This window comes from Bradyrhizobium sp. McL0616, assembly GCF_049993385.1.
Taxonomy (GTDB): domain Bacteria; phylum Pseudomonadota; class Alphaproteobacteria; order Rhizobiales; family Xanthobacteraceae; genus Bradyrhizobium.
Genome location: NZ_CP188255.1, coordinates 1,813,882 through 1,829,768 on the forward strand (window position 1 = coordinate 1,813,882; position 15,887 = coordinate 1,829,768).

At 62.0% G+C, this 15,887-nt stretch carries 16 protein-coding genes; 9 read left to right on the top strand and 7 right to left on the bottom strand.

What is annotated here, in order from left to right:
• Positions 1 to 36 precede the first annotated feature (36 nt).
• Together ACPPVR_RS08815 and ACPPVR_RS08820 are read right to left on the bottom strand one after the other, a co-directional pair.
• On the bottom strand, positions 37 to 189 hold the full coding sequence (locus ACPPVR_RS08815) for a hypothetical protein (RefSeq protein ID WP_426613835.1): 153 nt from the start codon (positions 187 to 189) through the stop codon (positions 37 to 39).
• A gap of 347 nt (positions 190 to 536) precedes the next feature.
• Entirely contained in the window at positions 537 to 1,220 is a 684-nt protein-coding gene (locus tag ACPPVR_RS08820) for a helix-turn-helix domain-containing protein (RefSeq protein ID WP_426613836.1), read from the bottom strand.
• A gap of 1,306 nt (positions 1,221 to 2,526) precedes the next feature.
• On the opposite strand from ACPPVR_RS08820, the gene ACPPVR_RS08825 reads away from it, so the two are divergent.
• The gene (locus ACPPVR_RS08825; RefSeq protein ID WP_426613837.1) at positions 2,527 to 3,039 is read left to right on the top strand and encodes a DUF1269 domain-containing protein; all 513 of its coding nucleotides are present in this window, start codon (positions 2,527 to 2,529) and stop codon (positions 3,037 to 3,039) included.
• A 369-nt stretch (positions 3,040 to 3,408) separates the two neighbouring features.
• Here the strand turns inward: ACPPVR_RS08825 and ACPPVR_RS08830 are convergent, their stop codons facing one another.
• The 5 genes from ACPPVR_RS08830 to ACPPVR_RS08850 form a co-directional block, all read right to left on the bottom strand.
• Entirely contained in the window at positions 3,409 to 4,854 is a 1,446-nt protein-coding gene (locus ACPPVR_RS08830) for a tyrosine-type recombinase/integrase (protein ID WP_426613838.1), read from the bottom strand.
• 911 nt (positions 4,855 to 5,765) lie between these two features.
• Positions 5,766 to 6,401: a MarR family winged helix-turn-helix transcriptional regulator gene (locus ACPPVR_RS08835; RefSeq protein WP_426613839.1), complete on the bottom strand. Its 636-nt coding sequence runs from the start codon at positions 6,399 to 6,401 to the stop codon at positions 5,766 to 5,768.
• Positions 6,402 to 7,245: 844 nt separating this feature from the next.
• Positions 7,246 to 8,571 (bottom strand): flagellar protein export ATPase FliI, encoded by a 1,326-nt coding sequence (gene fliI, locus ACPPVR_RS08840; RefSeq protein ID WP_426613840.1) that lies wholly within the window; start codon positions 8,569 to 8,571, stop codon positions 7,246 to 7,248.
• A 36-nt stretch (positions 8,572 to 8,607) separates the two neighbouring features.
• Positions 8,608 to 9,336: a flagellar basal-body rod protein FlgF gene (flgF, locus tag ACPPVR_RS08845; RefSeq protein ID WP_426613841.1), complete on the bottom strand. Its 729-nt coding sequence runs from the start codon at positions 9,334 to 9,336 to the stop codon at positions 8,608 to 8,610.
• A 3-nt stretch (positions 9,337 to 9,339) separates the two neighbouring features.
• The gene (locus ACPPVR_RS08850; protein WP_426613842.1) at positions 9,340 to 10,128 is read right to left on the bottom strand and encodes a DUF1217 domain-containing protein; all 789 of its coding nucleotides are present in this window, start codon (positions 10,126 to 10,128) and stop codon (positions 9,340 to 9,342) included.
• 142 nt (positions 10,129 to 10,270) lie between these two features.
• Between ACPPVR_RS08850 and motA the strand changes: the two genes are divergently transcribed.
• The 8 genes from motA (at position 10,271) to flgC (ending at position 15,887) form a co-directional block, all read left to right on the top strand.
• On the top strand, positions 10,271 to 11,167 hold the full coding sequence (motA, locus tag ACPPVR_RS08855) for a flagellar motor stator protein MotA (protein ID WP_426613843.1): 897 nt from the start codon (positions 10,271 to 10,273) through the stop codon (positions 11,165 to 11,167).
• Positions 11,164 to 12,105: a flagellar motor switch protein FliM gene (locus tag ACPPVR_RS08860; RefSeq protein ID WP_426613844.1), complete on the top strand. Its 942-nt coding sequence runs from the start codon at positions 11,164 to 11,166 to the stop codon at positions 12,103 to 12,105. Before motA ends, ACPPVR_RS08860 begins: the two co-directional genes overlap by 4 nt.
• Positions 12,086 to 12,400, top strand: coding sequence for a hypothetical protein (locus tag ACPPVR_RS08865; protein WP_426613845.1), 315 nt, complete (start codon positions 12,086 to 12,088; stop codon positions 12,398 to 12,400). The genes ACPPVR_RS08860 and ACPPVR_RS08865 overlap by 20 nt, the downstream gene beginning before the upstream one ends.
• A gap of 76 nt (positions 12,401 to 12,476) precedes the next feature.
• A complete protein-coding gene (gene fliN / locus ACPPVR_RS08870) occupies positions 12,477 to 12,851 on the top strand; it encodes a flagellar motor switch protein FliN (protein ID WP_426613846.1) in 375 nt (124 codons plus the stop codon).
• Between the two features lie 2 nt (positions 12,852 to 12,853).
• Positions 12,854 to 13,894: a flagellar motor switch protein FliG gene (locus tag ACPPVR_RS08875; RefSeq protein WP_426613847.1), complete on the top strand. Its 1,041-nt coding sequence runs from the start codon at positions 12,854 to 12,856 to the stop codon at positions 13,892 to 13,894.
• 13 nt (positions 13,895 to 13,907) lie between these two features.
• Positions 13,908 to 14,993: a flagellar biosynthesis protein FlhB gene (gene flhB, locus ACPPVR_RS08880; protein ID WP_426613848.1), complete on the top strand. Its 1,086-nt coding sequence runs from the start codon at positions 13,908 to 13,910 to the stop codon at positions 14,991 to 14,993.
• A gap of 85 nt (positions 14,994 to 15,078) precedes the next feature.
• Positions 15,079 to 15,459: a flagellar basal body rod protein FlgB gene (flgB, locus tag ACPPVR_RS08885; protein ID WP_426613849.1), complete on the top strand. Its 381-nt coding sequence runs from the start codon at positions 15,079 to 15,081 to the stop codon at positions 15,457 to 15,459.
• A gap of 11 nt (positions 15,460 to 15,470) precedes the next feature.
• Positions 15,471 to 15,887 carry a flagellar basal body rod protein FlgC gene (flgC, locus tag ACPPVR_RS08890; RefSeq protein ID WP_426613850.1) on the top strand — a complete coding sequence of 139 codons (417 nt, stop codon included), beginning with the start codon at positions 15,471 to 15,473 and terminating at the stop codon, positions 15,885 to 15,887.

The following is a 15,887-nucleotide window of genomic DNA, read 5'->3' on the forward strand; positions in this document are numbered from 1 at the left end:
TCACGGGCGCGCGACTGGATCGCGGGCGCATCGGCCTCAGCTTGAAGGGTCGGCTCCGTCGCGCAGCGCCTCCATCGCAAGGCGGGCATGGCGGGCGGCTTCTGGGCTGCCGGTCCGCTCGATATGTTCGAGTGCCCAGATCAAATACTGCATGGCGGTTCGAGCGTCAGTGCTGTCGGACACCTTCATGGGCGGTTCGTATCCAACTCTGATCAGGGCGTCCACACGCTGACGCGCATAGACGAAATGCATCAGATTTGAGATGGTTCATTCTACAGCGCGACAGGGACGGAATGATCCGGTCGAAGAAGCGGGCGGACCACGCATCAGCGATACCCCACCCCGCCTCCGGCTTCCCCTGCCGCCATCATCTCGATGTGGTTGCCGCATCTGTAGTTGGCGCAATAGATCAACACGCCCCGCACGCCGCTGGAGCGCATCTGGCCGAAGGTGATCTTTTGCGGGCGCATCGAGCACTGGGCACAACAGACGTGTGTCCGCTCCAGATATGGCGACGTCGCGGCTTCCGACCATGCTTAGCCTGGTATATCGAAACTCGACAGCCGCAGGCGATCCAGGATCACGATCTCCCGATGAGTTTTTCCGATGAACTTCAGCACGGCCTCTCTCTGAAGTTGATTTACGGCGCGGGACACAGTTTCAAGCGTCAGGCCAAGGTAGTCGGCAATATCGCGACGGCCCATCGGCAACGACAACAGTCCAGCGCTGGTCAGCCTCCCGTCCATCTCAAGCAGGAAGGCAGCTACTTTTTCAACCGATGACTTGCGACCCAATAAAAGCATGTGGTCTTCGGCGTGCCGCAAGTTCTTGGTCGTCATGCTGAGCAGTCTGTGAAAGACGTTGGCGTCGGTCTCGGCTCCATTCTCAAGGCTTTGCCGCTTGAACAATCGAACGCTCGTCTCGACTACCGCTTCCGCGCTAAGCCGGTGGACGAGAGCGTTTTCCAACCCAAAAATGTCACCACTCAAGTGGAATGCTCCGATCTGACGGCGGCCGTCTGAGAGGAGCTTGTAGCGGCGCACGGCCCCCTTTCGCACTTGATAGACGTACTCGGCCGGATCGTTTTCGCTGTAGACTTCCTGGCCTTTCCTGTAGGTAAACTCACTTATTCCGACGGACGCGCTCAAGCCGCTCGGGATATCGAGATCACCGAGCAAATTGGGACGAGACGCCCGGTCTGCTTTGCCGCGCACAAGCACTGCTCCACTACCTATGTTTCGCGCTCTTAGGCGCGATCCGACCTGATATTAGTATCCAATGGTTGCATTGGCGCGGATGCACTACAAGCACTCAATCGATGTTCATTTACTAAGGCTACGAGCGCATTCGCCGCGCGTTCTGGAACTATGCAATTCCGTTTTTATCCGGGTCAAATATGCAGGGTAACTGCCGTCGCGCGTACCCGGCACCCGCTCTGCGCCCCAAAGTAACTTGAAGCCCCGCAGTCCCCCGCAGCGTCATCGCAGGCGTGGCGACGTGAGCGACGTTGAGCGCGACACCCAGGTCGCGACCGTGTCAGCATCGAGTACACTATCATCCGCTGCGCGGGTCTCTCGCCGTTAGCGGATCGTTAATCGACCGCGAGCACCATCGGTCTCGTCCATCTCTGTAGGACACAGCGTTACGTGCGTGAGCAGCAAGAGGCCGTCATCGTTTCGGCACCCCCAAGTCCGCGGTGACGGCTTTTTTGTGCCGACGTGACGCGAGCGGCACGCGCATCACCGTCACGGCGCGGACAGGCGACGGCGCAAGGCAATTAGCGCCAGAATAGAACGATGACCGTCAGGATGACGGGCGTAAGCCCGAGCACGCCCACCCAGAACTTAAACCACAAGTCTCGCCCCATCCGCACAGAGTAGCTTCTGGCGGAAGGTCGGGCAGACGGAACTGCACGCGCCAGCCGCATGAGCCTATGCGAGCCGAACTGCTCTGCACGTGCTGTTCTGCTTTTGGACACGGTAGTTCTCCGGGGAGAACAAGTGATCAATCCGTAGATGCGTCCAAAGCTCATCGTCGATGCGCACAAGTGCCGTCGTTCTTTCGGCCCCAGGTGGCGCTTGACTGAAACACACCACAGGTAAATTTCCCAAGGGTCGGCAACACCGCTGCCCCAAGGGACAATGGTCCCTCGCGGGGTCTCGCTTCATGATCGGCACGCCGTTGATCAACGGATCGATGCGGTGGATACCCGTCCTTGGCCTTCGAGCCCCCAAGCCCAGCCGAGGGCGGGACCGCATCGGCTCAGTTGGCGTTCTCCACTAGCTTTGTCCTCGTCTAGATTGCTCCGCCACGTCGTCGGCCAGCATTTCAAGTTGGCTTGCTAGTGCGCTGAAGCTTCGAGCGATGTTCGACAGCAAAGTGGCCCGCTTTTGAGAAATCCCAGCCACTTGCGCTTGCGCCTTCTGCTGGTCAGCAAGTCGACGACACATGGCGGCAGGTTGATCTAAATCAATCACGTCCCCGGGTGTTCTTTCAGCATTCCAAGCACCGCAACGGAGAACTGCCATGAGTGATCTAATCGTGATCGCATTCCCGACCGAAGCGAAAGCGGAAGAGGTTCGCCAGAAGTTGCTCGCAATGCAGAAGGAGTACTTAATCGAACTGGGCGATGCGGTAATCGCCGTCAAAGACGCCAAGGGAAACGTCAAGCTCAATCAATTGATCAATACCACCGCCGCCGGTGCGGTTGGTGGCGCCTTTTGGGGATCGCTGATAGGACTGATCTTCTTGATGCCGCTGGTTGGCGCGGCGCTCGGCGCCGCCTCTGGCACGCTCGGCGGATATTTGACGGATGTCGGCATCAACGACAAATTTATGAAGGATACCGCTGCCGCAATCCAGCCCGACACCGCAGCGCTGTTCGTCTTGGTTCGCAAGGTCACCGCCGACAAAGTACTTGAAGGGCTCAAGGGCGAAGGCGGCACTGTCCTGAAAACGTCTCTCGACCATACCAAGGAAGCGGCGCTGCAAGCTGCACTTGCTGGCGTCCAAGCTGCTGTTCCATCTGCGCCCGCTTAGCGCGGTTTGTCCTGGCGCCAACCACAGCGCAGACCGCTCGCTTTGGTTTGAACTGATGCCACTTGGCGCCAACGCCGCACAGGGCCGCGTCGTAGAGCGTCGTCTGCCCCATTGCGCATCGAGGACGCGCTCAGCTCATCGAGCGCACCAGCGCGCGTCCCTGCGACGCTGGGCACGCGAAAAGACAATGACAAATGAGGGGCTAAGACAGGCTGCAACTAAGGCCTGCATGCGTTCGAAGCGGGAAGTTATGCACAGCTACGGGTCGCTCATCGGATCGCGACACAAATGACGACACTCGATCCGCAGACCATTGATTTATCTACGCTTTTTGTCACCTGACATTTCATGCGCAGGGGGAGCGCCCGGTCAACGGTAGCCGGGACCGGGCTGGATGATGCAGTTGATCGGGGCAGCGGGCCGTGGCCCACTTTGTTCCAGGACCTTCACCATAGGTTTGCCGATGATCCGCCGCAGCTCCATCGCGACGCCGTCCAGCACCGCGCGCTTTTCCTTTATCCGCTTCGAGTGGTTGTAGACCTTGCCCGTAACGGTTGGGACGATCTGCTCCGACTTCTTGCTCGCCGCGTGATCAAGGCACTTCGCGATCCACGCATCGTCGAAGCCGAGGTCGCCGGCTAAAGTCGCTGCCGTCCGGCGGAGATCGTGCGGCGTGAACGGCTTGACGCCGAGCAACTCGCAAAGACCGGCGGTCTTGGTTTTGTCCTTGTTCGTCTCATGCTTGGTGCCGCGGAGCGCGTCGGCCATCGCCTTGCGGTGGATTGGCTGGCCTTTGTACATGGGGCTTTCGAAAACGAACTGCTGATCATCGGAGACGAGCGCTTCCTTGATGATCTCGACCGCCAGATCGGACAACGGCTGCTGGATCACGCGCCGCTTCTTGACCCGCTTGAGAGGTACGTCGAAGCGCGGATGCTCGCCGTCTAGGTCGAACAGTTCGTCGCGGTGCGCACCAAGCAATTCGCGCGAGCGCAGCATGGTGACCAACTCGAACTTGAGCGCTAGCCGTGTCCGGCGGTCCCAAGGAAGATCCTCGCGGTCGAGGCCGTGCCAGAAGGTCTTGATCTCGTCTTCTGAGAGAACCCGTGTGCGCGGATGCTCGGGGTCGAGCTTCGGCAGGTTGACGCAGGGGCTGGCCGTTACATAGTCGCGACCGGCTTCCGCCGCCCAGTTGAACAAGCCGGAGGCTGCCTTGCGCATATGACGCGCGTTGCTGACGGAGGGCTTGCCGAACGTGCCAGCGACGATGTCGTTCGACAGCGTCGCGATGTCGTGCTTGGTGACTTCCATGGCCAGCTTCTTGCCAAGGCGAGGCCGAACGAAGCGGTTGAGGTGGCTTGCCGTGTTCTCCCAGCTTTCCAATCGCGGCCGCATCTCGCCATCCGGTTTCTTGACCAGCGTCTTCATCCACGCGATGCGCTCGTCGATGATCTCGGCGACGGTCTTTCCGCGCTTCGCCCTTGCGGTCTTCTGGTCTCGGAAGGTTTCGGCGAGGGCGTCCCCACCCATGGCCCTGAGGCCGTAGACCTTGCTGCGGGCGTCCTCCACCGAGAAGGTCTCCGGATTGTAGACGCCGAGCCAGCCGGTGCGCTGCTTGCCGGTCTGTCGGTCGGTGAACTTGAACGAGAAGGTCGCCACCCCGGCCGCGGTGATGCTGACGTACAGGCCAGGGCATTTGCGGTCGTAGAACTTGGTCCGCTTGGCGACTCGCTTCTCGCACATGCGGTCGGTCAAGATGACGCTGCTGTTGCGGCCCCGCTTGCTGACAGGGGAGGGAACAATGGTAGTATCCATGTGGTGTCGGCTCCTAAGGCTTGAGACCAAAGGGCTCGGCTTTGGGGCTTTCAGTTTGTCGTGCGGCTCAGGGCCGGGCCCTTATTTTGGTGAGCCCGCTGAAACAGCCCGCATCAGGGTAGTCGAAAAGCCCTTATTTTAAAGGGCATTGTTAGTTTCGGCGTGTTTCACCGAATGCCAAAATATAGACGTGTGGTCCTGGCCGTCGTTGCTACGGTCAAGCTCTTGCGGAGGCGGCATTCGCGTCAACCGGCGTGGTGTCCGCGAATTTCGCGGGGGCGAGGGAGGCCAGAACGAACTCGGCTCCCGGGAGAGCACGGCATAAGCCGTCAACCCACTGCGCAGGGAAGGCCGTGTGTTCGGCTTCACCTGTATGCCGCTGTGCAGTTTTTCTGCATGTGCCTTCGCACAGCGGACCGTGGGTGCCAGCCGGCACCCGGCCTTCCCTGCGCCCTCTTGGATAAGAGGGGGGAGCGATGAAGCAGAACTCGGGCGAATTGAGCCGCGGGAATGCGAAACCGCGTCTGCAAGTTGAGATGCGAGTTGAAGGATGACGCCTATGCACCTTGCTCCGTCATTGCGAGCGCAGCGAAGCAATCCAGAGTCTTTCCGCGGAGGGATTTTGGATTGTTTCGCTCCGCTCGCAATGACGATTTGGAAGCAGTGCAAACATGCCTCCCCATCGTCGTTCTGGAGAAAGCCAGGACTCATTACCACCGAATTCCGAGATGAAAACACCACGCGGCCCGAGCTTGCTGCAACAACATTCTCTTGGGGCAATGGATCCTGGCTTCGCCAGGACGACGTCAGAGCATCGCGGATCTTGCTCATCCGCCTCTCAAAGAATGACGCGGCCGCGAAATATCCGGCAAGCGTCGCCAGCGCTATTCACCCGGAAATTGCGCGCTGCCTTAGCCCTGGCTCGCCACGCGCGCGCGGTCGAGGTGCTCCTCGATCTTCGGGCGATCGCGGGTGCGCTCGAAACTTGTGCAGAGGAGCTCGGTTTCCGCGAGCGAGACCGGAGCGCGATACAGCCGACACATGAACTCGGCCGTCGTCCGCCCCTTGCCGGTGCCAGGGCCGCGCTCGGCCAGGAACATGCAGTCCCGGCAGATGCTGGCATCAAGCCTCTGATGGGCCGCGTCGAGGTGATTGAGGACCTTCCGGAGCGAGTCGCGCAGCCCGATGCATTCCTCGGTGCCGAGCGCCGTAACCGCATTCACCACATGATTGATCGGATCATGCTGGTTCAGGCATTTCTCACCCTGTGGGGTGACGTCGAGCACGACGGAGCGCTTGTCCTCATGCGACGGCTTTCGGACCAGAAAGGACTTGCTCTCCAGCGTCTTCACGATCTGCGATGCGGTCGCCCTCGTGGCGCCGATGAAACCGGCCAGAGCGGACGGCGTCCGCGAGAAGCGGTTGGCGCGTCCGAGAAAACGCAGCGCCATCCACTCCCGATCGCGCAATCCGTGTTGATTGCCTTCGAAATACCAGGCTCTGGCCGCCTGAACCAGCAGCTCGACTGCTTCGCGTGCCAACGGCATGAATTTCCTACCTCGCCCCGGGAATCACGTCTGCGGCGCCCCGAAGCCGCTTTCCGTTCTGGCTCGCGAATCCGTCGAGAAACGCCAGGCAGCTGGAGCTGTGCAGTGAGAACGTTATCTCCCGCGCCTGCTCGAAAGCATGGACTGCAAGGCACCCGACTTGGACTGATGGGCACTGCAGGATATCCCGCGAGAAACGGCGGCTCCGATGGTGCGCCAACCGCAGCGTCGTCGAACGAAAGCCCGAATTGCCGTCACGACCGGACGATGGATCGGAATTGTTCAACCGCAGCCCCTGAGTTCAAGTCATAAGCAGACGTTTCTTATCTTCCGCCGAAACGATGGATGAGCTTCTCAACAAAATCAAGTAGAGACACTTCTTCGAGACTGATGTCGTTGCGAACGAATGTAACGTTCAAGACCATCTCGTTCCTCGGGACACGTGATGGTGAACGCAATACGCGATCTAGCAGGCTAGACGCACGCAACTCTACGACGGTTCGATATGCACGCATATGCTGTCCTTCGTTGATGCAAGTTGATCGAAGCTTGTGCATGAAAGGCGATGTAGATCGCGAAAGTCATCCACAACTTGCGCGATCTGCTTCGGAAAACGTCAAGAGAACTTGGTAGGATTACACGCGGCGGTTGTTGTGGCGTTATCTTCGGAGTATGGTCCCCGCATCGTTTTCCACGACGATGCCGATTTGCTCATCCGAACGGCTGAGATTCGCGTGGCGAACATTGGCGGCAACCAAACGCGTACGCGGGCAGCGCATCGCGACGACATGCGTTGCGCGAGACTCAGGATGCGCACGCGCGCGTCGCGTGCCGTCTCGCCCGGCTAGTCGCCCTTGAGCATGTCTCTCAGCTCGCGGAACGGATCGGCGCTCGGAGGGGCTGAGGCGTCTTGCCGCATTGCGTTGTATATTCGCGGGACCATGTCGACCGCCTGGTCGAGGCCCGAATCACGGCCCGACTGATATCCGCCCATCAGGCGAAGGTCGCGCGTGTCCTCGTATTTGGCCATCAGAGTGCGCAATTTGCTCACTAATTCGCGCTCCTCGGGGTCCCAGACGTTATGGGCGAGGCGGGAGACCGAGGCCAGCACATCCACGGCCGGATAGCGCGCCTGGTCGGCGATGTGCCTGGAGAGCACGATGTGACCGTCGAGCGTGCTGCGGATGGTATCGGCGACCGGCTCGTTGTGGTCGTCGCCGTCCACCAGCACGGAGAAGATGCCGGTGATGGTCCCGGATCCCTCCTCGCCGGGCCCGGCACGCTCCAGGAGGCGGGGCAGGTCGGTGAAGACCGTCGGTGCATAGCCGCGCGCGACCGCGGGCTCGCCGGCGGCAAGCGCGACCTCGCGGGCCGCATGGGCGAAGCGGGTGATCGAATCGACCACGAGCAGGACCGATTCGCCGCGGTCGCGAAAATATTCGGCGACGGCCATTGCCGTCTTCGGCGCCAGCCGCCGCATCATCGGACTTTCATCTCCCGTCGATACGATGGTGACGGAGCGGTGGCGGTCGTTGCCCAGCACGTCCTCGATGAACTCGCGCACCTCACGGCCGCGCTCGCCGACGAGTGCCAGCACGACGGTGTCAAAACCCTGGCTGCGGGCGAGCATTGCAAGCAGCGTCGATTTGCCGACGCCGGAGCCGGCAAAGATGCCGACGCGCTGGCCGGCGCAGATCGGCGCGAACAGATCGATGACGCGGACGCCGGTGCGCAGCGGCTTGTGGACGCGCGCGCGCTTCATCGCCGGCGGCGCCTCGGTCTCGGCCGAGACGGGCCGCGATCCCGGCGTGAGCGGGCCCTGTCCGTCGAGCGGCGTGCCGAGCGCGTTGATGACGCGGCCCTTCCAGCTCGGATCCGGCGCGAACGTCAAAGCCGGCATCCGGTAGGCGACCGAGCCGAGGCCGCCGGCGAACTGCCGGTCGAACGGCTTTGCGACGATGCCCTCGCTATCGATCCGGACCACCTCGCCGATCTGGGCCTTGCCGGCCGTATTGACGCCGATCAGCTCGCCGAGCCTGACGAAACGCGACAGGCCGGAGACGCGGAAATGCGTCGGCGCGATCTCGGAGATCGCGCCGCTGATGCTAGCCAGCGGCGTGCTCTGCTGGAGCTCGAGCAGCGCCCACTCAAGTTGCCGAAGAGCGTTCAAGGAAACTGTCCACCCAAATTACGCGCGACGCGCAGTCTACTTGCTGGGATCGCCCAGCGTCCGGATTGCATTGTTGAGCTCGCTCTCGGTGCCTTCGATCATCGAATTGGTGCCGTCGAAGGCGCGCGAGGCCGACATCAGCTTCGTCAATTCCATCATCGGATTGGCGCCGGAGCCCTCGACATAACCCTGCTTGAAGCCGTCCCGGGAGAAATCCGCGATGGCGGTCGCAGGTCGGTCGGGCGTGACGCCGGAATTGCCGTAGCGGTCGAGATTGGCGTCAGCCGGAATGTTGAACAGGCCGATGGTGCCGATCTCGTTGTTGTCCTGGGTAATCGCACCGCCGCGCGAGATCGAGACCGGGCCGCCGTTGGGGTCGAGCGTCAGCTGCGCGCCGCCGGAATCGATGACGGGGAAGCCCGACACCGTCTGAAGGTCGCCATTGGGGGCGATCTGGAGGCGACCGTCGCGGGTATAAACCGTGCCGTTCGGGCCGGCGAAGGCGATAAATCCCTGTCCGACCACGGCGACGTCGAGCGGGTTGCCGCTCTCGGTGATATTGCCCTGCTCGCGCGAGATGATGTTGTCGCCGGGCGAGGAGAACGCGACCGGGTTGGCACCGGCTTTGGACAGTATGGTCTCGAACTTCACCACGTCGGGGCGAAAGCCGGACGTGTTGACGTTGGCGACGTTGTTGGCGATCGTCTGGAGTCGCTTTTCGAGGGCGACCTGCGCCGACAATCCCACATAGAGAGCCGATTGCATGACTTACCTGTTGAACCGGATGTTCTGAAGCGTCGTGAGCATGTCGGTATCCAGGCCGACCGACGTCGAGGCGCCGCCGATCAGGACCAGCGCGGGATTGGTCGAGGTGTCGCTCTGGGCCTGGTTCGCATCCCACATCGCCGCGAAGCGCTGCACGAATTTGGTGACCTTGGTCGGGTCCTGGAAATCGGTGAGATTGATCTTGTCGGTGATCATCTTGGCCTGCATGTCGATGTCGCCCGAGCTGACGGTCGACGACCAGCCCATTGCGGTCTGCACCACCTGGGTCAGGGCCTTGTCGGCGAGGATCTGGTAGGGGCTCGTGATCGAGGAGGCCTTGCGTGTGAAATAGAGCGCAAGCCGCAGGCCCTCGTTCTGGTCGCCCGCGTTCTGCTCCATCGTCTGCGTGACGTATTGGGTGGCCGTGCCGGTCGTGGCCGCGGTGGTCGAGGTCGCGTTGGCGCCGTTGGCGGCGAAATTGAAGGCTGTGGCGAAGTCCCGGTAGCGGGTGTCGCTCAGCTTGTTGGCGAAGGCGTCCTTGTCCGTGATGCCCTCGGTCAATACCTTCCGCATGAACGCCTTGGCATATGTCATGTCGCTGAGGCCATAGGCCTTCATCGCATAGGAATAGAGCCGATAGTCACCCAGGAAGTCGTCGATCGTCTTCACGTTGCCGATATGGCTCAGGAAGTAGTCGGTGTCGCGGCTGACGTCCGGCTCCTGCGCCACCTGGGTCATCGACTTACCCATGTCCTTGGTCAGTCTGGTGTAGTCCGCGATGGTGGATAGCATGGCGCGCGCCCCTCTAGCCGCTTCTGCGACATCATCCCAAGTTGACGCGAATTGCTTGCGCGGGGCTGGCGACAGGGAAGCCAGCTTCGCGCAAGCGTCGCCGACTAGATATTCCCGGTGGGATCGGCGATGGAGCGGCGCGTTGGGCAGTTTCGTGGGGATTGTCATCACGGTAGCGGCACTGCTGGGCGGATTTGCCGCCATGGGCGGGCATCTGGGCGTGCTGATGCAACCGTGGGAGTTCGTGATTATCATGGGCACCGCGGCAGGCACCTTCATTATGGCCAATCCGTGGAAGACGGTCGTGGATACCGGGCTTGCGTGCGTGCAGGCCGTCACCGGCGCGGTGCCCGGTCAGCGTTACTATCTCGATCTGCTCGGAGCGCTCCACGCCCTGATGCGTGAGCTGCGGGGCAAGGGCCGCAACGAGGTGGAAGCCCATATCGACGATCCATCGTCCTCCGAGATATTCAAGGCGTTCCCGAGCGTGCTTGGCGACGCGTCGCTGCTCCAGTTCATCTGCGATTATGTGCGCCTCATCATCATGGGCAATGCCCGCACGCATGAGATCGAAGCGCTGATGGACGAGGAAATCCACACCATCGTGAAGAGCAAGCTGACACCCTACCACGCGCTGGTGGTGGTGTCCGAGGCGCTACCGGCGCTCGGCATCGTCGCCGCCGTGCTCGGTGTCATCAAGGCCATGGGTGCGCTCGACCAGTCGCCGAAGCTGCTGGGCGGCTTCATCGGGGCGGCCCTGGTCGGCACCTTCGCTGGTATCTTCCTGTCCTACGGCATCATTTCGCCGTTCGCGCTGAAGATCAAGATGACGCGCGAGAAGAAATGCCGGCCCTACATCATCGTCAAGCAGACGCTGTTGGCGTTCATGAACGGCGCCATGCCGCAGATCGCCGTCGAGCACGGCCGCAAGATGATCGCGAGCAGCGAACGGCCGTCGATCGACGTGGTCGAGAATGAGACGATCGCCGGGCCCAAGGCTGTCGCGACCGAGGTCGAACCGAAGGCTGCACGCGCATGATGACGGAAGACCTCGACGTCGATCAGCGGAAGCAGCTGCCGAACTACCTGCTGGACGCCGCCGGCATCTCGATCGAACGCATGCCGATGCTCAATGTGATCTTCGATCGCATGGCGGCATCGTGCACGGACAGCCTCCAGCCGATCGCCGGAACGCCTTGCTACTTCTCGGTCAATGGCATCACCAACGACCGCGTCGGCGACATCGTCAAGGACTACGAGGGCAACGCGGTCGCCGCCGTGCTCTATGCCGAGCAATGGGACTCCCGCATCATCATCGTGCTCGACCGCGACTTCGTTTTCACCATGGTGGAGGCGATGTTCGGCTCCGACGGCGCCGAACCGCCGCTCGACGTCGAGCGCTCGTTCTCGAACATCGAGATCCGTCTGGTCCAGGCGCTGTTCGAGCGGTTTGCCAAGGCGCTGCAATCCTCCTTCGCCGGCACCTCCAACGTCACTTTCCGCGTGGAGCGGGTCGAAACCGCGATGGCTTCGCTGGCGATTGGGCGCAGCGGCAACATGTCGATCTGCGCGAACATCATGTTGCAGGCGCTCTATCGCGGCGGCCAGATGTTCCTGATCATTCCGCACTCCGCGCTCAATCCGCTGCGGCAGAAGCTCGCCCATGTCGTCGTCAGCGACGGCCGCGCGGCCGATCCGCGCTGGCGCGAGCAGATGGAGAGCGAGGTCCACCGGACCGAGGTCACGTTGAGCGCGGTGCTCGACGAGAAGATGATATCCCTCGAGGACGTCGTGAAATTCAAGGTCGGGCAGGTGCTCGAGCTCGAAGCCACGCCGCGCACGCTCGCTAGGCTCGAAAGCAACAACCAGGTGCTGTTCTGGTGCCAGATCGGCCAGCTTGATGGCTACTATGCCATGCAGGTGGCAGATCCGGTCGATCAGAAGCGGGAGTTCGTCGATGATATCCTATCTCGTTGATGCCGTGCTGCTGATCGCGCTGGGTTTCACCAGCATGCGGGTGACCCGGATGCACCGCGAGCTGGCGCGGCTGCGCAGCTACCAGGGCGAATTCTCGACCATCGTCCACGAGACGGCAGGTGCCTTCGACACGGTCATCACCGCAGCGCACGACTCGACCGCAAATCTCGGGCGGCTCGCCAGCGTGCTGAGCACGAAGATCGATCAGGCCCACGAGGCGATCGCGGCGCTTGACGCGCGAAGCGGGCTTGCGCCGGTGGCGGCTACGAACGGCGTTGACGCGAACAAGCACTGAAACCGGGACTGACAGAACAAATACCATCGGAACGTCGCGGCGCTCCGGGAGTGGAAATACCAAAAGGCGAGACCAAATGGCGCAATCCTTCGACTATGAAGCTGCATCTGCATCGGGAGATGCCGAAACGTCTCCGCTGGAGCGGCTGGCGGAAATCGCCGCGCGCACCGCGGAGGAGACCGGCAAGTTCGCCAATGTCGATGCGATCCTGCGCATTCCCGTCACCATGCAGGTGGTGCTGGGATCGGCGACCATTCCGGTGGCCAACTTGATGAAGCTCGGCCGCGGCGCCGTGGTTCCGCTGGATCACCGCGTCGGCGAGCCCGTCGACGTCGTGGTCAATGGCCGCGTCGTTGCCCGCGGCGAGGTGGTCGTGGTCGAAGAGGACAATTCCCGCTTCGGCGTCTCGCTCACGGAGATCGTCGGGCCACTGGGGCAGGGTGATACCTGACCATGGCGGCACAGGTCGGTATCGCTCCCATCAAGCAGCGAGGCGTTGCCACGCTGCGCGGAACGGACAAGGTCGCGGCGCTCCTGCTGGCCATGGGCCGCCAGGCGGCCGCGAGCGTGCTCCAGCAGTTCGAGCCGCAGGATATCCGCATCGTCACCAAGGCCGCGGCCGAGCTGCGGCCGATCACGGCGCAGGAGCTGGAGTCGATCGTCGAGGAGTTCGCCCAGCAGTTCTCGATGGGCGCCAACATCCTCGGTACGATCGGCGGGCTCGAGGCCGTGCTTGGCGACGTGCTTCCCGCCGACCAGGTCTCGGCGATCATGTCGGACCTGCTCGGCAACTCGAGCAGGTCGGTGTGGGACCGCGTCTCGTCGGTGTCGGAAAATTCGCTGGCGACCTACCTCTCCAAAGAGCATCCGCAGACCGCGGCGTTGATCCTGTCCAAGGTCAAGCCGTCCTGCGCCGCCAAGGTGATGAGCCAGTTGCCGTCGAGCCTGCGCAACGAACTGATGCGGCGCGTGCTCAGCCTCAAGCCGATCGTCGACGACGCCATGAAGGTCCTCGAGAAGACACTGCACGAGGACCTGACGCTGAACTTCGCCCGCAACCTCGGGGCAGACACCTACGCCCGCGTCGCCGACATCATCAACAAGATGGAGCGCGGCCACATCGAGGACATGCTGAAGAGCCTGTCGGAGAAGCGGCCGAAGTCCGCCGAAGTGCTAAAGGAGCTGCTGTTCACCTTCGACGACGTGATCCACCTGACGCCGAAGGCGCGCACCATGATCTTTGATCAGGTGCCGACCGACCGCATCGTGATCGCGCTGAAGGGAACCGACAAGCATTTCCGCGAAATGATCCTGTCCTCGGTCGCCTCGCGCGTTCGCCGCGTCGTCGAGCACGAACTTGCGATCGGCGAGCCGTCGAACCAGCGCGACGTGCTGGAAGCGCGCCGCGTAATCACCGACCTCGCGCTCGACCTCGCGGAGAAGGGCGAGATCGAGCTCAATCCCGAACAGGAGGATGAGCTGGTCTTCCGCTGACCGCTGAACGGGCATGGCAGAATCATCCGACCAGGAGAGCAAAACAGAAGAGCCGACCGAGAAGAAAGTCCGTGATGCGCTCGAACAGGGCAATATCCCGGTCTCTCGGGAGGCGCCCATTTTCGCCTCGATGGCGGCGCTGCTGGTGATCCAGACGTTCCTGATCGGCCCGGGCGTGCAGCAATTGACGCCGACGCTGAAGAGCTTGCTCGACGACCCCGACGGCTTCCGTCTCAGCAATGCGGCGGATGTGCAGAACCTCCTCACTGTGGTGGGCCTCGATGCGTTGCGATTCCTGCTGCCGATGGTGGTCATCCTGACCGTGTTCGGGCTTGCGGCGCAGTTGCTGCAAAATGCGCCTAGCCTGGTGCTCCAGCGCATCATGCCGGACCTCTCGCGAATCTCCCCAGTCAGCGGCTGGAGCCGGATCTTCGGTAGCCAAGGCCTCGTGGAATTCGCAAAATCGATATTCAAGATCGTGTCGGTGACCGTCGTGGTCGCGTTCGTATTGCGCTCGTCGGAGGCGAGGGCGTTCGAGGCGATGTACACCGATCCCGTCGCGTTGCCGGAGATGATCCTCACCGTCGCGATGCGGATCGTGTCGGCGATCTGCATCGCGACGATCGTGCTGGTCGCGATTGATCTCGCCTGGGCGCGCTTCCACTGGCGGCGCGAGCTACGCATGACCAAGCAGGAGATCAAGGACGAGCACAAGCAGTCGGAAGGCGATCCGCTCATCAAGGCGCGCCTGCGCTCGCTCGCACGCGACCGGTCGCGCCAGCGGATGATCGCCTCTGTGCCGCGCGCGACGCTGGTGATCGCCAACCCGACGCATTTCGCGATCGCGCTGCGCTACAACCGCGAGGAAAACCCGGCGCCGCTCGTGGTGGCCAAGGGCATGGATGTGATCGCGCTGAAGATCCGCGAAGTCGCCGAGCAGAACAAGATTCCGGTGATCGAGAACAAGGCGCTCGCGCGCGCGCTCTATGAAGCGGTGCAGGTCGACCAGGTGATTCCGTCGGAGTTTTTCCGGCCCGTCGCCGAGATCATCTACTTCCTCCAGTCGAAGCAATCGCCGAGCCCCGAGAAGGTTCAGTAGATTTCGGAGGACAGTGTCCCCTGCATCAGCCTGGGGAAAGCTTGCAGCCCTAGGGTTGCTCCGAACAGACCAGAATGGGGCTGCCGTGGGACCGCTTTATCTCTTCGAACTGGCATCGTCGCAGGCGCGCTGGCTCGAGCTTCGTCAGTCAACCATTGCCACCAACGTCGCTAACGCCAATACGCCGGGCTTCAAGGCGCGCGACGTCGAGCCGTTCAACAAGGTGCTCGACGGAATGCCGGTCCGGCTCGCGACGACATCGCCCGCGCACATGCAGCTTTCCGCGACCGAGACCGACACGCGCGCGACCGCGAAGAAGGATAGCTGGGATGTCGTTCACTCCGGCAATTCCGTCAGCCTCGAGCAGGAGATGATCAAGGGTAGCGACGTCAATCGCGACTACTCGATGAACTCGGCGATCGTGCGGTCGTTTCACCGCATGGTCCTGACCGGCGCGAAGACTTGAGGTAAACTGACATGCTGGATGCTCTACAGGCTTCATTGACGGTCGCGAGCTCCGGGCTCGAAGCGCAATCGACGCGCATGCGCGTCGTCTCGGAAAACCTCGCGAATGCGAGCTCGACTGGGCGCAGCGCCGGTGCTGATCCGTATCAGCGCAAGACGATCACCTTCGACGCCGCAATGGATCGTGCCTCCGGCACGCAGCTTGCGAAGGTCAAGGAGATCGGGGTCGATACCACGCCTTACCGTGTCGAGTACGATCCGGGTCACCCCGCCGCCGACAAGGCCGGCTACGTCAAGATGCCGAACGTCAACATGATGATCGAGATGGCCGACATGCGGGAGGTCAATCGATCCTATGAAGCCAATCTCCAGGTCGTGAAGCAGGTGCGGTCGATGCTGGGCATGACCGTCGACCTTCTGAGGAGCTGA